Source organism: Massilia sp. UMI-21, from assembly GCA_015277795.1.
Classification (GTDB): domain Bacteria; phylum Pseudomonadota; class Gammaproteobacteria; order Burkholderiales; family Burkholderiaceae_D; genus Telluria.
In genome coordinates this window covers 4,373,464-4,396,666 of sequence record CP063848.1, presented here as the reverse complement: position 1 = coordinate 4,396,666, position 23,203 = coordinate 4,373,464, and the positions used below count along the sequence as shown (strand labels likewise).

Genomic DNA, 23,203 nt, shown 5'->3' with positions numbered 1-23,203 from the left:
GCGGGGCGTGGCTTAGTGGCTTACAATAGCGGTTTGCCTGCACCAGGCCAGCCAGTCATCGCAAACAACATGTCCAAAGCACCAGTCGTCAACGAATCGTCCTACCTGACCCTGCATTATCGGCTTGCCACCGCCGACGGTACTGATCTTGTCACTACCTTCAACGGCACGCCGGCCACCTTGCTGCTGGGCCAGGGCCAGCTGGCACCCTTTCTCGAAGCGCGCCTGATCGGCCTGCCGGAAGGGGCCCACCAGACCTTCCAGCTGAGCGCGCTCGACGCCTTCGGCGAACGCAACCCCGACCTGATCCAGCCGGTGTCGAAGGCGACGCTGGCAGAAAACTCGGTGCCGGACGCCGACTACCAGGTGGGCGAGCTGATCGAATTCAACGCGCCCAAGGGCGGCCGCTTCGCCGGCGTCCTGCTCGAAATGCGCGAGACCACCGCGCTGTTCGATTTCAACCACCCGCTGGCCGGCCAGCCCCTGCAGTTCGAAGTGAAACTGATTTCGGTTCTGTAAACAGGAAACCTTCATGGAAAACGAAATTCTGCTTGCCCAGCCGCGCGGCTTCTGTGCCGGCGTCGACCGCGCCATCGAGATCGTCGAGCGCGCCCTGCGCCAGTTCGGCGCGCCGATCTATGTGCGTCACGAAATCGTACACAACGCCTACGTCGTCGAAGACCTGCGCAACAAGGGAGCGATCTTCATCGAGCAACTCGAGGATGTGCCGGCCGGTAACACGCTGGTGTTCTCGGCCCACGGCGTCTCGAAAGCGGTGCGGGCCGATGCCGAAGCGCGCGGCCTGACCATCTTCGATGCCACCTGCCCGCTGGTCACCAAGGTGCACGTGGAGGTGGCCAAGATGCGCAGGCAGGGCTGCGAGATCGTCATGATCGGCCACGACGGCCATCCGGAGGTCGAAGGCACGATGGGCCAGGCGGAAGAGGGCATGCACCTGGTCGAGACGGTGGACGACGTGGCGACGCTGCAGGTGAATAACCCGGACCAGCTGGCCTATGTCTCGCAGACCACGCTGTCGGTCGACGATACCGCCGATATCATCGACGCGCTCAAGGCGCGCTTCCCGAACATCATCGAGCCGAAGAAGGGCGACATCTGCTACGCCACCACCAACCGCCAGGAAGCGGTCAAGTTCCTGGCGCCGCAGGTCGAGGTGGTGATCGTGGTCGGCAGCCCGAACAGCTCGAATTCGAACCGCCTGCGCGAAGTGGCGGAAAAGAAGGGCACCCCGGCCTATATGGTCGACAATGCCGGCAAGATCGATCCGCAATGGATCGTCGGCAAGAAGCGTATCGGCGTGACCGCCGGCGCCTCGGCCCCGGAAGTGCTGGTGCAGGCCGTGATCGACCGCCTGAAGGAACTGGGCGCGGCCAGCGTGCGCGCGCTCGAAGGCGTCGAAGAGAACGTCGTGTTCCCGCTGCCGAAGGGGCTGGACGGCGTCAGGGCCGCGTAATGACGCGGGGTGGCCGGTGCGCCGCCCCCCGGACAAAAATTTGTTTCGTAGTATGTTTTCCGCTGCAAGTTTGCCATCTGCCAAGTTATGATGGCGGCCATCGGAACATGAACGCCAGGCCATGAACGGCACTGCGGGGCGACCCGGAGTGCCGTTTTTCTTGGCCCTGACTACAGAGCGGAAAGAGCGAACGCCTACGATGGAAATATTTCTCCAACAACTCCTGAACGGCCTGGTGCTGGGCAGCATGTACGCCCTGGTGGCCCTCGGCTACACGATGGTCTATGGGGTGCTCAACCTGATCAATTTCGCGCATGGCGACGTGCTGATGATCGGCGCGATGATCGGCCTGAGCATCCTCAAGCTGCTCGACGCCCATGTGCCGGGCCTGCCGGGCTACGTGCAGCTGGCGGTCGCGATCGTCGGCGCCATTCCGGCGACCATCCTGGTCAACATCCTGATCGAGCGCGTCGCCTACCGCCGCCTGCGCAATGCGCCGCGTCTGGCGCCCCTGATCACGGCGATCGGCGTCTCGATCCTGCTGCAGACCTTCGCCATGATGATCTGGGGCCGCAGCCCGCTGCCGTTCCCGCAGCTGCTCTCGCCCGAACCGGTGTCGATCGGGGGCGCCCTGATCTCGCACACCCAGATCCTGCTGCTGGTGCTGGCGGCAGGGGCCATGGTCGCCCTGGTGCTGCTGGTCGAGCGCACCCGCATGGGCCGCGCGATGCGCGCCGTGGCCGAGAACCCGCGCGTGGCCGGCCTGATGGGGGTGGACTCGAACCGCGTGATCGTCGCCACCTTCGCCATCGGCGCCGCCCTGGCGGCCGTCGCCGGCGTGATGTGGGGCGCCAACTACGCCTCGATCACCTTCACCATGGGCGTGCTGCCGGGCCTGAAGGCATTCTGCGCCGCCGTGCTGGGCGGGATCGGCAACATCTACGGCGCCATGATCGGTGGCATCCTGCTGGGCATCATCGAGGCGCTCGGGGCCGGCTACATCGGCGACCTCACCGGCGGCTTCCTGGGCAGCCACTACCAGGACATCTTCGCCTTCGTCGTGCTGATCCTGGTGCTGACCCTGCGCCCGTCCGGCATCATGGGCGAGCGCGTGGCCGACCGCGCCTGAGCGAAAGGACCCGAACATGGCACTCCTGACTTTCGACGTCCAGCACAAGCCGCGCCAGGCTTACCTCAGCATGGCAGCCGTGCTGGCCGTGATGCTGGCCTTCCCCTTCTTCGCCTCCCAGTACGGCAACTCCTGGGTGCGCATCATCGACATCGCGCTGCTGTACATCATGCTGGCGCTGGGCCTGAACATCGTGGTCGGCTTCGCCGGCCTGCTCGACCTGGGCTACATCGCCTTCTTCGCGGTGGGGGCCTACCTGGTCGGCCTGTTCGCCTCGCCGCAGTTCGCGGCCCTGCTCGAATCGGTGATCTATTATTCGCCGGCGCTGGGCGAAGCCCTGGTGGCCCTGTTCGGGCCCGAGATCGCCCAGGAGGGCATCCACCTGTCGGTGTGGGCGATCGTGCCGCTGGCGGCGCTGGTGGCGGCCCTGTTCGGCGCGCTGCTGGGCGCCCCGACCCTGAAGCTGCGCGGCGACTACCTCGCCATCGTCACGCTCGGTTTCGGCGAGATCATCCGCATCTTCATGAACAACCTGAACGACCCGATCAACTTCACCAACGGGCCGCAGGGCATCAACATGATCGACCCGATCCGCGTGTTCGGCGTCTCGCTGGCGGGCGAGGCGGGTTCGCAGGCCACGGTCCACATCGGGAGCTTCTCGATGCCCTCGGTGAATGCCTACTACTTCCTGTTCCTGCTGCTCACCATCGCGACCATCTTCGTCACCAGCCGCCTGCAGCATTCGCGCCTGGGCCGCGCCTGGGTGGCGATCCGCGAAGACGAGATCGCGGCCAAGGCGATGGGCATCAATACCCGCAACGTCAAGCTGCTCGCCTTCGCGATGGGCGCGTCGTTCGGCGGCGTGGCCGGCGCGATGTTCGGCGCCTTCCAGGGCTTCGTGTCGCCCGAGTCGTTCTCGCTGACCGAATCGATCGCCGTGCTGGCCATGGTGGTGCTGGGCGGGATCGGCCATATCCCCGGCGTGGTGCTGGGCGGCGTGCTGCTGGCGGCGCTGCCGGAAGTGCTGCGCCACGTGGTCGAGCCGGCGCAGCAGGCGCTGTTCGGCACCGTCCTGATCGAATCGGAAGTGCTGCGCCAGCTGCTGTACGGCCTGGCGCTGGTGCTGATCATGCTGATCAACCCGGCCGGCCTGTGGCCGTCGCCGAACAGGGAAGAGCGTCCCAACGCCGCACTTGCAGATGAGCAGGAAGAAGGGGCCAAGGCATGAGCGAGATCCTCCTGAACGTGAGCGGCGTGAACAAGCGCTTCGGCGGCCTGCAGGCGCTGACCGAGGTCGGCATCCGCATCGAGCGCGGCCAGATCGTCGGCCTGATCGGCCCCAACGGCGCCGGCAAGACCACCTTCTTCAACGTGATCACCGGCCTGTACCAGCCGGACAGCGGCCGCTTCGAACTGGCCGGCAAGCCATATTCGCCCTCGGCCCCGCACCAGGTGGCCAAGGCCGGCATCGCGCGCACCTTCCAGAACATCCGCCTGTTCGGCGAGATGAGCGCGCTGGAGAACGTGATGGTGGGCCGCCACGTGCGCACCCGCCAGGGCGTGTTCGGTGCGATCCTGCGCCACAAGGCGGCGCGCGACGAGGAGGAGGCGATCCGCCGGCGCGCCCAGGAACTGCTGGAGTTCGTCGGCATCGGCGCGTATGCCAACCGCACCGCCAGATTCCTGTCCTACGGCGACCAGCGCCGCCTGGAGATCGCGCGCGCCCTGGCGACCGATCCGCAGCTGCTGGCGCTGGACGAGCCGGCGGCCGGCATGAACGCCACCGAAAAGCTGGCGCTGCGCGAGCTGCTCGTGAAAATCAAGAACGACGGCAAGACGGTGCTGCTGATCGAGCACGACGTCAAGCTGATGATGGGCCTGTGCGACCGCATCACGGTGCTCGAGTACGGCAAGCAGATCGCGGAAGGGGTCCCAAGCGAGATCCAGAAGAACGAGGCCGTGATCAAGGCTTACCTCGGCGGAGCGCACCAATGAATGAACACATCCTGACAGTGTCCGGCCTGAAGGTCGCCTATGGCGGCATCAAGGCGGTCAAGGGCCTCGACCTGGAGGTGAACAAGGGCGAGCTGGTGACCCTGATCGGCGCCAACGGGGCCGGCAAGACCACCACCCTGAAGGCCATTACCGGCACCCTGCCGCCGTGCAAGGTCGAGGGCGAGATCCGCTACCTCGGCCAGCCGCTGCGCGGCACGCCGTCGTTCCGCATGGTGCAGCGCAAGCTCGCCATGGTACCGGAAGGACGCGGCGTGTTCACCCGCATGACGATCCACGAGAACCTCCTGATGGGCGCCTACACGCGCACCGACAAGGCCGGGATCGCACTCGACGTCGAGCAGTGGTATGCCGTGTTCCCGCGCCTGAAGGAGCGCGCCGGCCAGCTGGCCGGCACCCTGTCGGGCGGCGAGCAGCAGATGCTGGCGATGGCGCGCGCCCTGATGTGCCGGCCGACCCTGCTGCTGCTCGATGAACCTTCGATGGGCCTGTCGCCGATCATGGTGGAAAAGATCTTCGAGGTGATTCGCGACGTGTCGCAGCAGGGGATCACGATCCTGCTGGTGGAGCAGAACGCCAGGCTGGCGCTGCAGGCGGCGCACCGCGGCTACGTGATGGAGTCGGGCAGCTTGACCATGACGGGGGATGCGGCGCAGATGCTGGACGATCCGCGGGTGCAGGCGGCGTACTTGGGAGAGTGACAGACGACAAAAAGCCGGGACAGGTCCCGGCTTTTGACTTACCTGACGAGTCGCAGCTTAGGCGGCAGCCGACTGGGTCGCAGCGGATGCGGTAGCGGTAGCCTTGCGAGCAGTCGCCGAAAACTGGCTCACCGCGGCGTTGACGTTGTTTTCGATCGCTTCGGCAGCCTGCTTGCTGGTCTTGCTGAACTGCTCGTAGCCGGCGTTGGCGTTGCTGATCGCGGTCTTGACGGCGGCAACGAAGCTTTCCGAACCGGCCGGGGCGTTCTTGCTCACTTCGTCGACCAGGGCGATGACCTTGCGGTTGGTTTCGACGATCTGGCTCTCGGCGGCCTTCGAGAACTCGGCGCCGGTGCCGCTGGCGATGGCGGCCAGCTGGCGGTTGTACGACAGGGCTTTTTCTGCACTCGGCTGGGCTTGCGAAGCGGTGAGCGAGAAGAATTCTTGTGGATCCTTGGCGCCCAGCAGCTGGCGGGTCACGTTCGACGACTCTTCCAGGGCGCTGCGGGCGGTACTGATGTTCAGCTCGACCAGCTTCTCCATGCTTTCGAAGGTCTTGGCGGTCAGCGAGGACATCAGTGCGAACTGCGATTCCAGGTTGGCTTTGGTAGCATTCGAGAACTGCTCAGGAATTGCAAACATGTGATTCTCCAAATTCAGTGCGTTTAGTGGATGAAATGTTGCTTGGACCGGTGAGGCAGGGTTTTCTTCGCCTGATTTCTACGAAACTCTTTTTTGTGCACCGCAACAGGGCGAATTTTCAACCATGTCGCGGACCGAGTCAAGCAAATTTGACGCGGCGCACCATGAAGCGTGCATAAAATTCTTCAATGCATTGTTTGCAAGAAATTTCTACTGTTTTAGTTTGATTTGTCACAATAATCTTGCACAAGGAGACCCCATGATTTCCAGTCCGCAACAGGAAGCCGTCGATGCGGCGATCAGCTCGCGCCGTTCGATCCGCGCCTTTCTTCCCACCCCGGTCGAGCGCGCCGACGTCGAGCGCATCCTCGAGGTGGCCGCGCGCGCGCCTTCCGGCACCAACACCCAGCCGTGGAAAGTCTACGTGCTGACGGGACAGGCGCGCGAGCGGCTGTCCGAGGCGATCCTGGCGGTCAACGCCGATCCGGAGCAGGCGCGCCGGCATACCGAGGAATATCCCTACTATCCGCGCGAATGGGTCTCGCCCTTCGTCGACCGCCGCCGCAAGGTGGGCTGGGACCTGTACGCGCTGCTGGGCCTCACGCGCGACAACAAGGCCGGCATGGCGGCCCAGCACGCCCGCAACTACCGCTTCTTCGATGCGCCGGTCGGGCTGATCTTCACGATCGACCGGATCCTGGAGCAGGGCTCCTGGCTCGATTACGGGATGTTCTTGCAGAACATCATGGTGGCGGCGCGCGGCCGCGGCCTCGACACCTGTCCGCAGGCCGCCTTCACACAATACCATCGCGTGATTGCGCAGCAGCTCGGGTTGCCGGAGAATGAAATGGTGGTGTGCGGGATGGCGCTCGGCTGGGCCGCCCCGGACAAGGTCGAGAATTCACTCGTGACCGAGCGCGAGCGCGTCGAGCACTTCGCGCGTTTCATCGAGTGAAGCTACCGACGATTCGAATGTAAATACTTGATTGATAAGGCTTGTGCTTGTGGCGGTGTTGCTGCACGGAATCTAATTTTTGCTTGCGATCAGGCGGCGTTCCGCTACACTGAATTCCGTATCTCATCAGTTTGCGTCGAAGGGTTTCCAGATGTTTAAACTTGCATTGGCTGCCATCGTTTCGCTGCTGTTTGCGTTCCAGTCGGTTCAACCGGTTCACGCCGCCGGTGCCGGTGCCGGGGCAGGCGCTGGCGCCGAGACCAGGACCGTCAAAAAGAAGGTCGTCAAGAAAAAGCCACGCAAGGCCGCGGCCCGCAAGAGCGCGCGCGTCAAGCGCAAGGACCTGGCCCAGGCCATTGCCGACGACAACCGCCAGCGCATGGTCCGCCGTGTGCAGATGGTGCGCGGCAAGCGCAAGGTTACTTACCACCTGGCGCGCCGCGCCGCGCCCGCCGCCGTGGCGGTCGACCAGCGCAGCCTTGGCGACGCCGCCGGATTGCGCCGTACCGCCGACCCGCTGTCGCTGCGTTCCAACGTCGCCTTCGTGCTCGACCAGAATAGCTCGGAAGTGCTGTTCGAAAAGAACGCCAATATCGCCCTCCCGATCGCCTCGATCACCAAGCTCATGACCGGCCTGGTCGTGGTACAGGCCGGGCAAGACCTCGACCAGGTCCTGCGCATCACCGACGCCGACGTCGACCGACACAAGTATTCGAGTTCGCGCCTGCCGGTGGGGGCGCGCATGACGCGCCGCGAACTGCTGCACATTGCCCTGATGAGTTCGGAAAACCGGGCGGCCTCGGCGCTCGGACGCAACTACCCGGGCGGCATCGCGGCCTTTGTCCAGGCCATGAACGACAAGGCGCGCGAACTGGACATGAAGGATACCCGCTACGTCGATTCGAGCGGCCTGTCGAGCCGCAACGTGTCGAGTGCGCGCGACCTGGCGCGGCTGGTTGCCTATGCCCACCAGGAGCCGCTGCTGCGCGAATATTCCACCACGCCGAACTCGGTCGTGAAGGCAAGCGGCCGTCCGATGCGTTATGCGAACACCAACTACCTGGTGGCGCTGCCCGACTGGAACATCGGCCTGCAGAAAACCGGCTTCATCAACGAAGCGGGGCGCTGCCTGGTGATGCAGGCGGCCATCCATGGCCGCAATGTGATCATGGTGTTCCTGGATTCGAAAGGCAAGATGTCGCGCACTGCCGACGCCGGGCGGGTACGCCGCTTCCTGGAATCGCTTGCCCCCGGCAAGCTCGATGTGCTGGCGCCGGGTACCCTGGGCAGCACCGATACGGCGATCATGCACAGCGCCACCGTGGCGGCGCCCGCACTGCACTGATCAGATCGCTGGATTCGGACGATAGCCCAGCGTTGCCGAAATGCTGGAAGCGGTCTGCACCAGGTCTTCCAGCCATTCTTCCTGCAGGCGGTCGGCCGGGGCCGAGATCGACAGGCCCGCCACCAGCTTGCCGCTGTCGTCGTGGATGCCCGCCGCCATGCAGCGCACGCCCAGCTCCAGCTCCTCGTTGTCGCGCGCATAGCCGCGCGCCCGCACCAGGCTCAGTTCGCGCTCGAAGCGCGCCAGGTCGGTGATCGAATTCTTGTTGTGGCCAGCCAGGCCGGTGCGCGTGGCATAGGCGCGGATCGCCTTGGCGTCGTCGATCGACAGGAACAGCTTGCCGGTCGAGGTCAGGTGCAGCGGCGCCCGGCCGCCGATCGCGCGCACCACCTGCATGCCCGAGCGCTCGGAATAGGCGCGATCGATATACACGATCTCGTCGCCCTGGCGCACCGACAGGTTCACGGTCTGCTGGGTCTTCTTGTGCAGGGCGCGCATGTAGTCGAGCGCCGCTTCGCGTACCGACAGGCGGCTCTTCACCACATTGCCCAGTTCCAGCAGGCGCATGCCGAGCCGATAGGTGCCCGGTTCGACGCGGTCGACGAAGCGCGTGACCACCATGTCGTTCAGGATGCGATGGGCGGTGGACGGATGCAGCCCCGACACCTTCGACAATTCCTTCAGGCTCACCGGATCGGAATAATTGGCCAGTGCGTCCAGCAGCGCCATCATGCGCTCGATCACCTGGATCGAGGTCTTGGCCAAAGCCGGGGCGGATGCCGCCGACGCTTCCATTTGAGGGGTTTCCATTTTCATGATGTGGTTGGTGCAGTGCAGTATTCATCACTTTATACCATGATGCGAAACGCCGATGCAAACAGATGGGCGCTAGTGTGCAAGGTCGTCGTGGCGCGGCATAATGATGTTCCAGCATCTACATCATTCAATTCATGTCCCACCCGATCAGCGAATTCAAGACCAAGCGCGGCATCGCGCGCATCCTTTCGGCTTGCCGCAATACCGCGGACGGGCTGGCCTGGGCATGGCGCAGCGAAGCCGCCTTCCGCCAGGAGGTGGTCCTCATCGCGTTCGCCACCGTGGTGGCCCTGCTGCTGCCGGTATCGGGCTTCCAGAAGCTGGTGCTGATCGGCGTGCTGATCCTGGTGCTGATCGTCGAGATCATCAACTCGGCCATCGAAGCCATCGTCGACCGCATTTCGCTCGAACGCCATCCCTTGTCGAAAGTCGCCAAGGACATGGGCAGCGCCGCGGTCGCCCTGACCCTGCTGCTGGCCTTCGGATGCTGGAGTGTGGTGCTGTACAGCCGGTTCTTCTAACAAGGAACAATGCTAAGGACGATTGGAGAACAAGCAAATAACAAAGCTGTCGTTTGCTACACTGCCAAGTGCTCGTAGACTATGTCGCGACACAGCCACCCTTGTCCAATCACCATGGAGAAATGAGATGACCTTACGCCTCGGCGATACCGCCCCCGATTTCGAGCAGGATTCCAGCATCGGCAAGATCCGCTTCCATGAATGGGCGGGCGATTCCTGGGTGGTGCTGTTCTCGCACCCGGCCGACTTCACCCCGGTCTGCACCACCGAGCTGGGCCTGACCGCCAAGCTCAAGCCCGAATTCGACAAGCGCAATGTCAAGGCGATCGCGCTGTCGGTCGACCCGGCCGACCAGCACCGCGCATGGATCAAGGACATCGAAGAGACCCAGCAGACCGTGGTCGGCTTCCCGATCATCGCCGACGCCGATAAATCGGTCTCCGCGCTGTACGACATGATCCACCCGGAAGCCTCGGCTACCGCCACGGTGCGTTCGCTGTTCGTGATCGACCCGGCCAAGAAGGTGCGCCTGATGATCACCTACCCGATGAGCACCGGCCGCAACTTCGACGAAGTGCTGCGCGTGATCGACGCCCTGCAACTGAGCGACGGCTACACCGTGGCCACCCCGGGCAACTGGAAGGACGGCGACGACGTCATCATCCCGCTGACCGTGCAGGATCCGGCTGTTCTTCAGGAGAAATATCCGAAGGGCTATACGTCGCCGCGTCCCTACCTGCGCCTGACTCCCCAGCCGAACAAGTAATCCGTAGGGTGGACCGGGCCGCGAAAGGCGGCTTCGCCGTCCGCGCGTTCAAACGGTCCATGAATAAACGCGACGCATGTCATTCACATGTGATTTGAACGCGCGGACGGCAGAGCCGTCCACCCTACAACCCATCCGTCATCGCAAGCATCCCGTCCGTCGTCGCATAAGCAAATAAGAAACCTGTTGTTGGTTTCACTGCCGAGTGCCCTTACGCTGTGGCTTACGGGGGGTAAGGCATGTCGACGACATACATCATCGCAGGGTTTGCAGTAGGGCTACTGGTCGGCATGACCGGCGTGGGCGGCGGTTCGCTCATGACACCGCTGCTCACGCTCCTGTTCGGCGTGTCGCCCTCGGTCGCGGTCGGCACCGACCTGGCCTTCGCCTCGATCACCAAGGGTGTCGGCACCGTCACCCACCGCTTCAACCGTACCGTCCAATGGCCGATCGTCGGCCGCCTGTGCCTGGGCGCCTTGCCGGCCGCGCTGCTCGCGACGCTGGCGCTGAAGTATGTCGGCGGGCTCGATGCCCGGATCGGCCAGATCATCCGCTATGCGATCGCAGGCTCCGTGATGCTGACCGTGGTCGCGCTGATGTTCCGCGCCCGCATGCTGGCCTGGGTCCATGCGAAGCCGGGGCGCCAGCTGCAGGGCAGGGCGCTCACCAATGCCACCGTGGTCTCGGGCGCGGTGCTGGGCGTGCTGGTCACCGTCTCCTCGATCGGCGCGGGCGCGATCGGCGCCACCTTGCTGGTCATGCTGTATCCGCGCCTGACGTCTGCCGAGGTGGCCGGCACCGACATCGCCTACGCGGTCCCGCTGACGGCCATCGCCGCCGTCGGTCACTGGTGGCTGGGCTCGATCGACTGGATGCTGCTGCTGACCCTGCTCATTGGTTCGGTGCCGGGCATTACGCTGGGCGCGATGGCGGCGCGCAAGGTACCCGAACGCGTGCTGCGCGGCTTGCTCGCGACCACGCTGACCGGTGTCGCGGCCAAGCTGGTCTTCTGAACCCTTTGCCCCCTCTTAATAGCCGAAACCGTCTATACAAATGAGGAATGCTTCGTTTGTAATATAAAGATGGCGTGAGATTATGGCAGCCCGTTAGAAGAATTTGTAATAAGGGTTTGCATGACATCGATCGCACAGCCGCGCAGGTCGCCGGGCCGGGTAATACCGGGTTTCGGCCTGTCGCTCGGCTTCACGCTGTTCTACCTTGCGCTGATCGTCCTGATTCCGCTCTCGGCCGTCTTCCTGAACACCTTCACCATGAGCTGGGAAGCGTTCTGGAGCGCCGTCACCTCCGAGCGCGTGGTGGCCTCGTACAAGCTGAGCTTTGGCGCCTCGCTGATCGCCGCCTTCATCAACGTGATCTTCGGCGGCATCGTGGCCTGGGTGCTGGTGCGCTACAGCTTCCCGGGCAAGCGCATCGTCGACGCCCTGGTCGACCTGCCGTTCGCGCTGCCCACCGCGGTGGCCGGCATCACGCTCACCGCCCTGTACTCGCACAACGGCCTGATCGGCGAGCAGCTCGCCAGGCTCGGCATCAAGGTGGCGTTCACGCCGCTGGGCATCGTGCTGGCGCTGACCTTCATCGGCCTGCCCTTCGTGGTGCGTACGGTGCAGCCGGTGCTCGAAGAAGCCGAGCGCGAGCTGGAAGAAGCCGCCGCCAGCCTGGGCGCCTCGCCGCTGCAGACCTTCTGGCGCGTGGTGCTGCCCTCGATCGTGCCGGCGCTGCTGACCGGCTTCGCGCTGGCCTTCGCGCGCGCCACCGGCGAATACGGTTCGGTGATCTTCATCGCGGGCAACCTGCCGATGGTCTCCGAGATCACGCCGCTGTTCATCATCACCAAACTCGAGCAGTACGACTACGCGGGCGCCACCGCGATTGCCGTGGTCATGCTGGTCGTCTCGTTCATCCTGCTGCTGGCGATTAACCTGCTGCAGGCATGGACCCGCAAACGGGCAGGGAAGAAATGAGCGCAGTCCTCGACAAGACCAAGCCGGCCCCCACGGCCCCTGCGCCGGCGCGGCGCCGGAGCACCAATGTGCTGGAACCGGACTGGGTGCGCTACCTGCTCATCGCCGTCGCGCTGGGCTTCCTGACCCTGTTCCTGTTCGTGCCGCTGGCGGCGGTGTTTACCGAGGCGCTCAAGCGCGGCTGGGACACCTACCTCGAATCGATCCGCGACCCGGACGCGCTGGCGGCCATCAAGCTCACGCTGATCGCGGCCGGCATCTCGGTGCCGTTCAACCTGGTGTTCGGCGTGGCCGCCGCCTGGGCCATCGCCAAGTTCGAGTTCCGCGGCAAGAGCATTCTCCTGACCCTGATCGACCTGCCGTTCTCGGTCTCGCCGGTGATCGCCGGCCTGATGTTCGTGTTGCTGTTCGGCGCCCAGGGCTGGTTCGGCGAATGGCTGCTTGAAAACGACGTCAAGATCCTGTTCGCGGTGCCCGGCATCGTGCTGGCGACCATTTTCATTACCTTCCCGTTCGTCGCGCGCGAGCTGATTCCGCTGATGCAGCAGCAGGGTACCGAAGAGGAAGAAGCCGCGCTGGTGCTGGGCGCCTCGGGCTGGTCGACCTTCCGGCGCGTGACGCTGCCGAACATCAAATGGGGCCTGCTGTACGGCGTGATCCTGTGCAATGCCCGCGCGATGGGCGAGTTCGGCGCGGTCTCGGTGGTGTCCGGCCACATCCGCGGCGAGACCAACACCATGCCGCTGCAGGTCGAGATCCTCTACAACGAATACAACTTCACGGCCGCGTTCGCGATCGCGTCGCTGCTGGCGCTTCTGGCGCTGGTGACGCTCGTCGTGAAGAGCCTGATCGAATGGCGCCTGCACCAGGCCCGGCGTGACACCCTGGCCGCCACCAACGAACGCATCATGGAGCATCCGGCATGACCATCGAAGTCCAACACATCCGCAAGCAGTTCGGCCAGTTCACGGCGCTCGACGACGTGTCGCTGCAGTTCCCCGACGGCCAGCTGACCGCCTTGCTGGGCCCGTCCGGCTGCGGCAAGACCACCCTGCTGCGCGTCATCGCCGGCCTCGAGCACCCCGATTCGGGCGCCGTGCTGCTCGACGGCCAGGACGCCTCGCACCGCCACGTGCGCGAGCGCCAGGTCGGATTCGTGTTCCAGCACTACGCGCTGTTCAAGCACATGACCGTGTTCGAGAACGTCGCGTTCGGCCTGCGCGTCAAGCCGCGCAAGGAGCGCCCGTCCGAACAGCAGATCCGCGACAAGGTGCGCCAGCTGCTCGAACTGGTGCAGCTCGACTGGATCGCCGACCGCTATCCGCCCCAGCTGTCGGGCGGCCAGCGCCAGCGCATCGCACTGGCGCGCGCATTGGCGGTGGAGCCGCGCGTGCTGCTGCTCGACGAGCCCTTCGGCGCGCTGGACGCCAAGGTGCGCAAGGAACTGCGGCGCTGGCTGCGCCGCCTGCACGACGAATTGCACGTGAGCTCGATCTTCGTCACCCACGACCAGGAAGAAGCGCTCGAAGTGGCCGACCAGGTGGTCCTGATGAACAAGGGCCGCATCGAGCAGCTCGGCACGCCCGACGCCGTGTACAACAAGCCGGCCTCGCCCTTCGTGTACGGCTTCCTCGGCAACGTCAACCTGTTCCACGGCCGCGTACACGAAGGCGTGCTGGCCAGCGGCGAGGCGCAATTCAAGGCGCCGGAGCATGCCGGCGTGCGCGACGGCGAGGGCATCGGCTACGTGCGTCCGCACGATCTCGACGTCGAGCGCTACACGCCGGGCGCAGGCGACCAGGGCGGGGTGGTGGCCCGGCTGCGCCGCGCTCACGCGATCGGCCCGCTGGCCCAGCTCGACCTGGAGCGTGCCGACAACCAGCAGCTGATCGAGGCGGTGATGCCCAACGAATTGTTCGCGCGCCACGGCTTCGTCGAGGGCGACACCCTGGTGCTCAAGCCGCGCCGCATCGACATCTTCGTGGACGCCGGCGAGGGCATCTAGAGGCGCGCCCATGAACTTCCAGCAGCTGCGATCCGTGCGCGAGGCCGCACGCCGTGACTTCAACCTGACCGAGGTGGCCAATGCGCTGTTCACCTCGCAGCCTGGCGTGTCGCGCCAGATCCGCGAGCTCGAGGAAGAGCTCCGCATCGTGATCTTCGAGCGCAACGGCAAGCGCCTGACCGGCCTCACGCCGCCGGGCAAGAGCATCCTGAAAATCGTCGAGCGCCTGCTGGTCGAGGCCGAGAACCTGCAGCAGGCCAGCGCCGACTTCGCCGCCCAGGACAGCGGCACGCTGACCGTGGCGGTCACCCACACCCAGGCGCGCTATGCGCTGCCGCAGGTTGTGCAATCGTTCCGCCAGGCCTTCCCGGGCGTGCGCATCGCCCTGCAGCAGAGCGCGCCGGAACACATCGCGGAATGGGTGCTCTCGGGCAAGGCCGATATCGGCATCGCCACCGAGGGCCTGTCGGCCTTCCCCGAGCTGGTTTCGTTTCCGTGCTACCGCTGGAGCCACCTGGTGGTGGCGCCGGACCCGCATCCGATCTTTTCGGCGGCGACGCCGCTGCGGCTGGAAGACCTGGCCGCCTATCCGCTGATTACCTACGACGTCGGCTTCACGGGCCGCAGCCATATCGACGCCGCTTTCGTCGAAGCCGGGCTGGCGCCGGACATCGTGCTCACCGCCATGGATTCGGACGTCATCAAGCAGTACGTGGCGCTGGGGATGGGCGTGGGCATCGTGGCCTCGATGGCGTTCGATCATGGCCGCGACAAGGGGATGCGCGCGGTCGAGGCGTCACACCTGTTCGCGCCGAACGTGACGCGCCTGGCCGTGCGGCGCGGCGCCTTCCTGCGGGCGTATGCGTATCACTTCATGGAGCGCTTTGCGCAAGGCTACACACGGTCGGATATCGAGAAGGCATTGCAGGCGGCGCAGTAGCACCGCCCAGGCTTACTGGCCCACGTTGGTGTAGCGCGCATGGATCTCGTCGATCCCCCGCATCACCTCGGGCGACAGCACCAGCTCGGCCGCGTCGATGTTCTCCTTCAGTTGCGCCAGGCTGGTGGCTCCGATGATGGTCGAGCCCACGAACCAGCGCGAATAGCACCAGGCCAGCGCCATCTGCGCCGGCTTCAATCCGTGCGCGCGCGCCAGCGCCGCATACTCGGCGGTGGCCGCCAGCACGGCGGGGCGCACGTAGCGCGGGCTCCAACCCTTCGGGAACACGGTCAGGCGGCCAACTGCCTCCGGATCGTCGAGGTACTTGGCCGTGAGCTGCCCGAAGGCCAGCGGGCTGTAGGCCAGCAGGCTCACGCCCTCGCGGTAGCAGGCCTCGTCCATCAGGCTGGTCTCGAAATGGCGCGCCGTCAGGTTGTAGAGGTTCTGCACGGTGGCGATGCGCGGCAGTCCGCGCAGCTCGGCCTGCTTGATGTACTGGCATACGCCCCAGCTGCTCTCGTTCGACACGCCGATGTGGCGGATGGTCCCGGCCTGCACCATCTCGTCGAGCGCGCCGAGCGTCTCGGCGATCGGCACCGCCGGCCGTTCGCCTTCCGGATCAAACCTGTTGGCGCCGAAGATCGGCAGGTTGCGGCTCGGCCAGTGGATCTGGTACAGGTCGATGTAGTCGGTATGCAGGCGGCGCAGGCTGTCCTCGACCGCCGCGCGGATGTTGGCCGCGTCGAGGTTGTGGTTGGCGCCGCGGATCCAGGGCATCATCTTGTTCGGGCCGGCGATCTTGGTCGCCAGCATCACTTCGGCACGGCGCCCGGTCTTCTTCAGCCAGTTGCCGATGAAGCGCTCGGTCGAGCCCTGCGTATCGGCGCGCGCCATCACCGGATACATCTCGGCCGTATCGATGAAGTTGATGCCGCGCTCGAGCGCGTAGTCGAGCTGGCTGTGCGCCTCAGCCTCGGTGTTCTGCTCGCCGAAGGTCATGGTGCCGAGGCACACCTTCGAGACCATCAGATCGGTTTGTCCCAGCTGCCTGCGTTCCATGTCTTTCTCCTTTTCCGCTTAGCGGCGCAGGGCGTCTGCGCACTCGCGCACCAGCGCCGGGCCGGTGTAGATCAAGCCGCTGTAGAGCTGCACCAGCTGGGCGCCGGCGTCGATCTTGGCGCGCGCGTCCGCGCCGTGCATGATGCCGCCCACGCCGATGATCGGCAGCGCGTCGCCCAGCTCGCTCTTCAACAGGCGGATCACCGTGTTCGACAGCTCGAACACCGGCGCGCCCGACAGGCCGCCGGCTTCTTCGCCATGCGGCATGCCCTGCACGGCGGTGCGGCTGAGCGTGGTGTTGGTGGCGATCACGCCGTCGATCTTGTGGCGCAGCAGGGCGCCGGCGATGTTGCGCACCTGGTCGCCATCGATGTCCGGCGCGATCTTCAGCGTCACCGGCACGTAGCGCCGGTGTTGATCTGCAAGACGCAGCTGCTCTTCCTTCAGCTGCGCCAGCAGCGCGTCGAGCTCGGATTCGCCCTGCAGCTGGCGCAGGTTCTTGGTATTCGGCGACGAGATGTTGACCGTCACGTAGCTGGCGTAAGGGTAGACCTTGCGCAGGCAGTGCAGGTAGTCGTCGGCGGCGCGTTCGATCGGCGTGTCGGCATTCTTGCCGATGTTCAGGCCGAGCACGCCCTGCTTGTCCTGGTAGAAGCGCGAGGCCTGCACGTTCGCGACGAAGGCATCGACGCCGCCGTTGTTGAAGCCCATGCGGTTGATGATGCCCTGCGCCCGCGGCAGGCGGAAGATGCGCGGCTTCGGGTTGCCGCCCTGCGGCCGCGGGGTCACGGTGCCGATCTCGATCGAGCCGAAGCCGAGCGCGGCGAGGCCGTCGATGTAGGCGCCGTCCTTGTCGAGGCCGGCGGCCAGGCCGACCGGGTTCGGGAAGCTGATGCCCATGACCGTGCGCGGGTCCGGCGCAGGCTTGGCGGACAGGCGCGTGAGGCCGAGCGCGGCGGCGCGGCGCAGCAGCGGCAGGGTCAGGTTGTGGGCGGTCTCGGCGTCGAGCGAGAACAGCAGCGGGCGGGCGAGGGAATACAGGAGCTTGTCGGACATGGAGGACTCATCGTAAGTGACTCCCGCCATTTTACAGCGCCGCAAAGTCGCGGCGGCCGTCAGCGTTCCAGCACGCTCCACACGCCCTTGATGCGCGCCTCCAGCGGACGGAAGTTGATCTTGTAGGCCATCTTCGGACTCTGCTCGATCCAGTAGCCGAGGTAGACATATTGCAGGCCGAGTTCGCGCGCCTGGTTCACCTGCCACATCACGTTGTAGGTGCCGAAGGAAGCGCCCGCCACGTCCGGGTCGAAAAAGGTGTAGACCGAGGACAGGCCGTCGGACAGCACGTCGATGATGGAGACCATGCGCAGGGTGCCGTCCGGTTCGCGGAACTCGACCAGGCGGGTGTTCACGCGGCTCTGCAGCAGGAACTGGGCGTACTGGTCGCGGCTGTCCTGGTCCATGCCGCCGCCGACGTGGCGGGTGGTCTGGTAGCGCAGGTAGAGCGCGTAGTGCTCGTCCGAGAACGCCAGGTTGGCCACCATCGCCACCAGGTCGCCGTGGCGCTTCCAGGAGCGGCGCTGGGTACGGTTGGGGGTAAAGTCCGCGCACTTGACGCGCACCGGGATGCAGGCCTGGCAGCCGTCGCAGTAGGGGCGGTAGGTGAAGATGCCGCTGCGGCGAAAGCCGTTGCGCACCAGCTCGGAATACACGTCGGCATTGATGAGGTGCGAAGGCGTCGCGACCTGCGAACGGGCCTGGCGCGCATCGAGATAGCTGCACGGATAGGGCGCCGTCGTGTAGAACTGCAGCGTGGCAAAGGGCAGGTCATTTAGGTGCGTCATGCAAAGCGCTCTCGAGACGACGTGATGGACCTATTTTAGCGAAATCAAACCGGTGTCACTGTTAGCCAATCAACCGTGCCGCCTCAGGAGGCTGTCGGCCCCAGCGGTGGAACGACTTCCCAGCGGGCGATGGCCGGCTCGCGGATGGCTGCGCGCAGGTGCGCCAGGAAGGCGCTGCGCGGGATCGGCGCGGCGCCCAGCGAGGCCAGGTGGCCGGTCTCCTGCTGGCAATCGATCATCGAGACGCCCTGGCTGCGCAGGAAGGCGACCAGGTAGGCCAGCGCCACCTTGGAGGCGTCCGTCACGCGCGCGAACATCGATTCGCCGTAGAACATGCGGCCGATGCAGACGCCATAGGCGCCGCCTACCAGCTCGCCATCGAGCCAGACTTCGGACGAGTGCGCATGGCCCATCGCGTGCAGGCCGGTGTAGCCGTCGATGATGTCTTCGGAAATCCAGGTGCCCGGCCCATCCTTGCGCGGCGCGGCGCAGGCGCGCATCACGTCCTCGAAGGCGGTGTCGAAACGCACGTCCCATCGGCCGCCTTCGAGACGGCTGCGCTCGACGCGCCTGAGGGTCTTCTTCAGGCTGTCGCTGAGCTTGAAGCGGGCGGTCTCCAGCACCATGCGCGGGTCGGTGCTCCACCAGAGGATCGGCTGGCCTTCCGAGAACCAGGGGAAGATGCCGTTCTGGTAGGCCAGCAGCAGGCGCTGCGGCGACAGGTCGGCCCCGGCCGCGAGCAGGCCGGGCGCGTCGATCGTCAATGCTTCGGACACGTCGGGAAACGGCGATGTCGGCTCGAGCCAGGGAATCATGGCGGCGCTCGATCGATCAGTCGGGTTCGCGGGGAGCCAGCATCGGGCGCACGATGTCGCGGCTATGGAAACCGTAGGTGCCGCCCTCGCGCACTTTGACGCGATCTGCAAAGAACAGTTCCAGCGTATTGCGTACCGTCGGGAAAGCCAGCTCGTCCCAGGGAATCTCGTCCTGCGTGAACAACTGCACCTCCAGGCTTTCATCGCCCGGCGCGAAGTCCAGCTTGCGCAGACGCGCCAGGTAGAACAGGTGGACCTGGTGGACGTGGGCCACGTTGAGCAGGGTGAACAGCTTGCCGAGCTCGATATCGGCGCCGGCTTCTTCTTCGGTTTCGCGCACGGCGGCCTGCTCGGTGGTTTCCTCGTTTTCCATGAAGCCGGCCGGCAGGGTCCAGTAGCCGTAGCGCGGTTCGATCGCGCGCTTGCACAGCAGTACTTGCAATTTGCCGTCCTGTTCCCAGACGGGAATCGAGCCGACCACCAGCTTGGGATTCTGGTAGTGGATGGCATGGCAGTGCGGGCAGACGTAGCGCGGCCGGTTGTCGCCCTCGGGAATGGCCAGGGCGACCGGATGCGCGCACTCGGAACAGAATTTCATAGGTCAGCGGCAGGTTGAGATTGTGCTTACTTTACACTGATTTACCCGCCTTATGCCGCCGTCGGCACGCTCGCGCGTGCGCACGGCTGAGCGCTGCCGTGCTGCAATCGCACATCGCGCGAGGATTGGATTTGCCTAAAAGACCGTTTCGGCGTATAATTCATTTCATCAGACGCGGGGTGGAGCAGTCTGGCAGCTCGTCGGGCTCATAACCCGAAGGTCACAGGTTCAAATCCTGTCCCCGCAACCAAATTCGAAGCCGTTGATTCGCAAGAATCAGCGGCTTTTTCATTGTGCGCCCAGCATGGGCGCACTCCTGCGGGTGAAAGTCCTGCCGCGAGCTGACCACAGTGAGCGAAGTGAAGCGCAACTGCATGAGGGTAACCGAGTGTGGGAAGGAAGCGTGGATCGTAAATCATGAGCCGAGGAACACGAATCGCATAGAAGGCGTTGCCGATCAGGGCGAGCGGGCCATGAACCGCAAAGCTCTTGTGGTCAAGGAGAGGTGGCGTAGATGCGGCGGTTGTGTGATGAAGGAGTGCGGCCCTTACCTGGGGACGCCCCGCCTTGTGCCTGAAAGGGCGACGAAAAAAAAATCGGAGCGGGGTCTCAGCAGAGGTCATAGTAGTTGGAGGTAGCGCTGGGAAGGCTCGACTCCGCCGACGAAGGACCGAACGAGTAGGAGTGAATCCGATATGTCGATGCAGAAGGCACAGCGTCAGATGCCCGCAAACGCGGGGCGGGAAGCCGTAGGGCAAGGTGAAGCCATGCTCGATGCTTTCAGCGACGAAGCGTTCTGCCCGCGGCATGCAACCGGAGGCACGGGGTCAGCGTTGCTGCAAGCGGCGCTGACGACAGAGAACCTGCGGCGGGCGTTCAAGCGTGTGCGTGCCAACAAGGGAGCGGCTGGCGTGGATGGACTGGACATTGACCAGACCTCGCGTCTGCTGGCAACCGAGTGGCCTCACATACGAGAACAACTGTTGGCAGGGACGTACCGGCCCAGTCCGGTACGTCGGGTGACGATTCCGAAGCCCGACGGTGGCGAGCGCGAGCTTGGCATCCCGACGGTGACGGATCGGCTGATCCAGCAAGCACTATTACAGGTGCTGCAACCGATCCTTGATCCCACTTTCAGCGAGCATAGCTACGGCTTCCGACCGGGCAGGCGTGCGCAGGATGCGGTATTAGCCGCTCAGGCATACGTCCAGTCCGGGCTGAGAATCGTGGTGGACGTGGACCTGTCGAAGTTCTTCGACCGGGTCAACCATGACATCCTGATCGACCGCTTGAAGAAACGCATCGACGACGCTGGAGTGATCCGGCTGGTCCGTGCCTATCTGAACAGCGGCATCATGGAGCATGGTGTAGTACAGGAACGGAACGAAGGAACGCCGCAAGGCGGTCCATTGAGTCCGCTGCTTGCCAACGTCATGCTCGATGAAGTGGACAAGGAACTGGAACGGCGCGGCCATCGCTTTGCGCGCTACGCCGACGACGCGAACGTCTATGTTCGTAGCGTGCGTGCGGGCCAGCGGGTGATGAGGCTGCTGCGGCGCTGCTATGCCAGACTGCACCTCGTGGTCAACGAAGGCAAGAGCGCCGTGGCCAGCGTCTTTGGCCGCAAGTTCCTCGGCTACAGCCTGTGGGTGGGGCGTGGGGGCGAAGTCAAACGCAAGGTGGCGGAAAAGCCGTTGCAAGCGTTTAAACAACGCATCAGGGAGCTAACCCGCCGATCTGGTGGGCGTAGCATGCCGGATGTGGTGCAGGGACTTCGTTCCTATATGCTGGGTTGGAAAGGGTACTTCCAGTTGGCGCAAACCCCAAAGGTATGGCGCGGACTCGATGAATGGTTGCGGCACAGGCTGCGGGCTATCCAGCTCAAGCACTGGAAGCGCGGAAGCACCATGTATCGGGAGCTCCTTAAACTTGGGGCTTGGCCGTCGGCAGCGAGGCACGTAGCGGCGAACAGCCGCCGCTGGTGGCACAACAGCGATAGGTTACTCAAAACAGTGATGACTATCGGCTATTTCGACCGACTCGGTGTACCTCGCCTGTCTTGACCTCAACTACTCGAACCGCCCGGTGCGGACCCGCATGCCGGGTGGTGTGGCAGGGGAGCGGCCCTCAGGGCCGTCCCCTATGCCGATTTCGACACCCATATGTCGATGCAGGTCAAACCGGACGCATCCGTACGGAATGTTGTCCAGCCAGCTTTGTCCAATATGCGAACCGGCCGGCGCGCCTCTCCCTTGCCCCGGCCACGAACCAACAGGACAGGCCATGATCAACGTAGACGACATCAACGACGCCTGGGGATGGGTCGGCTTGACCGCTGTCGAGGTCCTTGGGTCCAATGCATTCGGCAACCTCATCATCCGCGACGACGAAGGACGCTTCTGGCGCCTGCGTCCGCAAGACCTGTGCTGCGAGCCGGTCGCCGACAGCCGCGCCGCGCTCGACGCGCTGGCCTACAACCAGGATTTCCTGAACGACTGGTACATGCCCGAGGTCGTGCACCTGGCGGAATCCACGCTCGGCCCGCTTGTCGAGGGGCGCAAGTACTGCCTCAAGATCCCCAGCGCGCTCGGCGGCCACTACGGCCGCGACAACCTGGCCACGGTACCGCTGCCCGAGCTGATCCGTTTTTCCGGAGAAAGTGCGCAGCAGTTCGAAGATTTGCCGCGCTGGAACTGATTTCTGCGAGTTGTTTCAGTCGGCCTCGCCGAGGCTGGCCCACAGGTAGGCCGCCGCCATCGTGCGATGCGGCGCGTAGCGTTCCAGCAGGCGCTGCGTGGCCGGGATGTCCGGGCGGGCCTCGCCGCCGAGCAGGCGGTGGAAGGCGGTGCGGATGGCCACGTCGCCTTCCAGCGAGCAATCCGGGTAGCCATAGCCGCGCAGCAGCGCGTAGTTGACGGTCCAGGGGCCGATGCCCTTGATTGCCAGCAGTTCCTGCGTCACTGCGGCCACCGGTCTGTTTCGGTCAAGCACGACACTGCCGTCCGCCACCAACTGCGCCAGGCGCAGCAGGGTCTCGGCTTTGGCGCGCGAAAACTTCCGGCTGGTCAGCTCGTCGAGCGCCAGACGGGCGACGTCGGGGGCTTCCGGATAACACCACAGTCCGCTCGAATGCGCGCGTCCGGCCAGCCCGATGAAGGTGCGGCGCAGCGCGATCGCGAAGGGCAGGTTGATCTGCTGGCCGATGATGGCCCAGGTCAGGGCCTCGAACACGGTGGCGGACTGCACGATGCGCAAGGCAGGCTGGCGCGCCACCACCGGCCCCAGCATGGGATCCTCGTGTGCGAAGGCGGCGAAGGCGGCCGGGTCGATGCGCAGGCCGAGGATGTTGCGCAGCGCCTCGCGCGCCTGCGCCAGCAGCGCCGGGCCGGTCTCGCCGTCGGCATCCACGCTGCACTCGGCGCGGCCCGGGCTGAAGTCCACGTCCAGCACCACCGGCGTACCGCCCAGCAGTACGCCCTTGCGCAGCCCATCGGGCCCCACCTGTTCCGCGAGGCCTTCGGCATCCCGGCTGTGGAAGGCCAGCACGTCCCGGGTGCGGTAGCCGGCCGGCAGGTCGAACGTAAGCCGGGTCTGCATC

At 65.0% G+C, this 23,203-nt stretch carries 25 protein-coding genes and 1 tRNA gene; 18 read left to right on the top strand and 8 right to left on the bottom strand.

The features are described 5' to 3' along the window. Positions 1-69: 69 nt before the first annotated feature. From IM543_19405 to IM543_19380, 6 genes are all read left to right on the top strand, one after another. Positions 70-519: an FKBP-type peptidyl-prolyl cis-trans isomerase gene (locus IM543_19405; GenBank protein QOY93686.1), complete on the top strand. Its 450-nt coding sequence runs from the start codon at positions 70-72 to the stop codon at positions 517-519. A 13-nt stretch (positions 520-532) separates the two neighbouring features. Then, positions 533-1,474: a 4-hydroxy-3-methylbut-2-enyl diphosphate reductase gene (gene ispH / locus IM543_19400; GenBank protein ID QOY93685.1), complete on the top strand. Its 942-nt coding sequence runs from the start codon at positions 533-535 to the stop codon at positions 1,472-1,474. A gap of 199 nt (positions 1,475-1,673) precedes the next feature. After that, positions 1,674-2,603, top strand: a complete 930-nt coding sequence (locus IM543_19395) for a branched-chain amino acid ABC transporter permease (protein QOY93684.1) — start codon at positions 1,674-1,676, stop codon at positions 2,601-2,603. A 16-nt stretch (positions 2,604-2,619) separates the two neighbouring features. After that, the gene (locus tag IM543_19390; GenBank protein ID QOY93683.1) at positions 2,620-3,831 is read left to right on the top strand and encodes an ABC transporter ATP-binding protein; all 1,212 of its coding nucleotides are present in this window, start codon (positions 2,620-2,622) and stop codon (positions 3,829-3,831) included. Beyond that, the gene (locus IM543_19385) at positions 3,828-4,598 is read left to right on the top strand and encodes an ABC transporter ATP-binding protein (GenBank protein ID QOY93682.1); all 771 of its coding nucleotides are present in this window, start codon (positions 3,828-3,830) and stop codon (positions 4,596-4,598) included. The genes IM543_19390 and IM543_19385 overlap by 4 nt, the downstream gene beginning before the upstream one ends. Continuing rightward, positions 4,595-5,317, top strand: coding sequence for an ABC transporter ATP-binding protein (locus IM543_19380; GenBank protein ID QOY93681.1), 723 nt, complete (start codon positions 4,595-4,597; stop codon positions 5,315-5,317). Before IM543_19385 ends, IM543_19380 begins: the two co-directional genes overlap by 4 nt. A gap of 57 nt (positions 5,318-5,374) precedes the next feature. On the opposite strand, the gene phaP is transcribed toward IM543_19380, so the two are convergent. Next, entirely contained in the window at positions 5,375-5,959 is a 585-nt protein-coding gene (phaP, locus tag IM543_19375) for a TIGR01841 family phasin (protein QOY93680.1), read from the bottom strand. Between the two features lie 259 nt (positions 5,960-6,218). Between phaP and IM543_19370 the strand changes: the two genes are divergently transcribed. Together IM543_19370 and IM543_19365 are read left to right on the top strand one after the other, a co-directional pair. Continuing rightward, positions 6,219-6,914: a nitroreductase gene (locus IM543_19370; GenBank protein ID QOY93679.1), complete on the top strand. Its 696-nt coding sequence runs from the start codon at positions 6,219-6,221 to the stop codon at positions 6,912-6,914. Positions 6,915-7,065: 151 nt separating this feature from the next. Then, positions 7,066-8,259 carry a peptidase S11 gene (locus IM543_19365; protein ID QOY93678.1) on the top strand — a complete coding sequence of 398 codons (1,194 nt, stop codon included), beginning with the start codon at positions 7,066-7,068 and terminating at the stop codon, positions 8,257-8,259. Here IM543_19365 and IM543_19360 read toward each other — a convergent pair whose 3' ends face one another. Then, complete coding sequence (locus IM543_19360; protein QOY93677.1) at positions 8,260-9,054, bottom strand: IclR family transcriptional regulator; 795 nt, start codon at positions 9,052-9,054, stop codon at positions 8,260-8,262. A gap of 155 nt (positions 9,055-9,209) precedes the next feature. Here IM543_19360 and IM543_19355 point away from each other — a divergent pair, with 155 nt between their 5' ends. The 7 genes from IM543_19355 to IM543_19325 all read left to right on the top strand — a co-directional run bounded on the left by IM543_19355 (position 9,210) and on the right by IM543_19325 (position 15,289). After that, positions 9,210-9,596 carry a diacylglycerol kinase gene (locus tag IM543_19355; protein ID QOY93676.1) on the top strand — a complete coding sequence of 129 codons (387 nt, stop codon included), beginning with the start codon at positions 9,210-9,212 and terminating at the stop codon, positions 9,594-9,596. 127 nt (positions 9,597-9,723) lie between these two features. Beyond that, positions 9,724-10,362 carry a peroxiredoxin gene (locus IM543_19350; GenBank protein QOY93675.1) on the top strand — a complete coding sequence of 213 codons (639 nt, stop codon included), beginning with the start codon at positions 9,724-9,726 and terminating at the stop codon, positions 10,360-10,362. 239 nt (positions 10,363-10,601) lie between these two features. Beyond that, positions 10,602-11,375: a sulfite exporter TauE/SafE family protein gene (locus tag IM543_19345; GenBank protein ID QOY93674.1), complete on the top strand. Its 774-nt coding sequence runs from the start codon at positions 10,602-10,604 to the stop codon at positions 11,373-11,375. A gap of 120 nt (positions 11,376-11,495) precedes the next feature. Next, the gene (cysT, locus tag IM543_19340; protein ID QOY93673.1) at positions 11,496-12,344 is read left to right on the top strand and encodes a sulfate ABC transporter permease subunit CysT; all 849 of its coding nucleotides are present in this window, start codon (positions 11,496-11,498) and stop codon (positions 12,342-12,344) included. Further along, positions 12,341-13,270: a sulfate ABC transporter permease subunit CysW gene (gene cysW / locus IM543_19335; protein ID QOY93672.1), complete on the top strand. Its 930-nt coding sequence runs from the start codon at positions 12,341-12,343 to the stop codon at positions 13,268-13,270. Before cysT ends, cysW begins: the two co-directional genes overlap by 4 nt. After that, positions 13,267-14,349, top strand: coding sequence for a sulfate ABC transporter ATP-binding protein (locus IM543_19330; protein ID QOY93671.1), 1,083 nt, complete (start codon positions 13,267-13,269; stop codon positions 14,347-14,349). Before cysW ends, IM543_19330 begins: the two co-directional genes overlap by 4 nt. A 10-nt stretch (positions 14,350-14,359) precedes the next feature. Next, positions 14,360-15,289 (top strand): CysB family HTH-type transcriptional regulator, encoded by a 930-nt coding sequence (locus IM543_19325; protein ID QOY93670.1) that lies wholly within the window; start codon positions 14,360-14,362, stop codon positions 15,287-15,289. A gap of 12 nt (positions 15,290-15,301) precedes the next feature. Here IM543_19325 and IM543_19320 read toward each other — a convergent pair whose 3' ends face one another. The 5 genes from IM543_19320 to IM543_19300 form a co-directional block, all read right to left on the bottom strand. After that, positions 15,302-16,348 (bottom strand): aldo/keto reductase, encoded by a 1,047-nt coding sequence (locus IM543_19320; protein QOY93669.1) that lies wholly within the window; start codon positions 16,346-16,348, stop codon positions 15,302-15,304. Positions 16,349-16,366: 18 nt separating this feature from the next. After that, positions 16,367-17,404 carry a quinone-dependent dihydroorotate dehydrogenase gene (locus IM543_19315; GenBank protein QOY93668.1) on the bottom strand — a complete coding sequence of 346 codons (1,038 nt, stop codon included), beginning with the start codon at positions 17,402-17,404 and terminating at the stop codon, positions 16,367-16,369. Between the two features lie 59 nt (positions 17,405-17,463). Further along, positions 17,464-18,192: an arginyltransferase gene (locus tag IM543_19310; GenBank protein ID QOY93667.1), complete on the bottom strand. Its 729-nt coding sequence runs from the start codon at positions 18,190-18,192 to the stop codon at positions 17,464-17,466. An 83-nt stretch (positions 18,193-18,275) separates the two neighbouring features. Further along, positions 18,276-19,007 (bottom strand): leucyl/phenylalanyl-tRNA--protein transferase, encoded by a 732-nt coding sequence (locus tag IM543_19305; GenBank protein QOY93666.1) that lies wholly within the window; start codon positions 19,005-19,007, stop codon positions 18,276-18,278. A gap of 16 nt (positions 19,008-19,023) precedes the next feature. Beyond that, on the bottom strand, positions 19,024-19,605 hold the full coding sequence (locus IM543_19300) for an NUDIX hydrolase (protein ID QOY93665.1): 582 nt from the start codon (positions 19,603-19,605) through the stop codon (positions 19,024-19,026). 173 nt (positions 19,606-19,778) lie between these two features. Here IM543_19300 and IM543_19295 point away from each other — a divergent pair. The 3 genes from IM543_19295 (at position 19,779) to IM543_19285 (ending at position 22,302) form a co-directional block, all read left to right on the top strand. After that, positions 19,779-19,855: transfer RNA gene (locus tag IM543_19295), tRNA-Met, on the top strand. A gap of 445 nt (positions 19,856-20,300) precedes the next feature. Beyond that, entirely contained in the window at positions 20,301-21,668 is a 1,368-nt protein-coding gene (gene ltrA / locus IM543_19290) for a group II intron reverse transcriptase/maturase (protein QOY93664.1), read from the top strand. Positions 21,669-21,888: 220 nt separating this feature from the next. Further along, on the top strand, positions 21,889-22,302 hold the full coding sequence (locus tag IM543_19285) for a DUF1851 domain-containing protein (GenBank protein ID QOY93663.1): 414 nt from the start codon (positions 21,889-21,891) through the stop codon (positions 22,300-22,302). 15 nt (positions 22,303-22,317) lie between these two features. Here IM543_19285 and IM543_19280 read toward each other — a convergent pair whose 3' ends face one another. Beyond that, positions 22,318-23,202, bottom strand: a complete 885-nt coding sequence (locus IM543_19280) for a DNA-3-methyladenine glycosylase 2 (GenBank protein ID QOY93662.1) — start codon at positions 23,200-23,202, stop codon at positions 22,318-22,320. Between the last annotated feature and the right edge of the window lies 1 nt (position 23,203).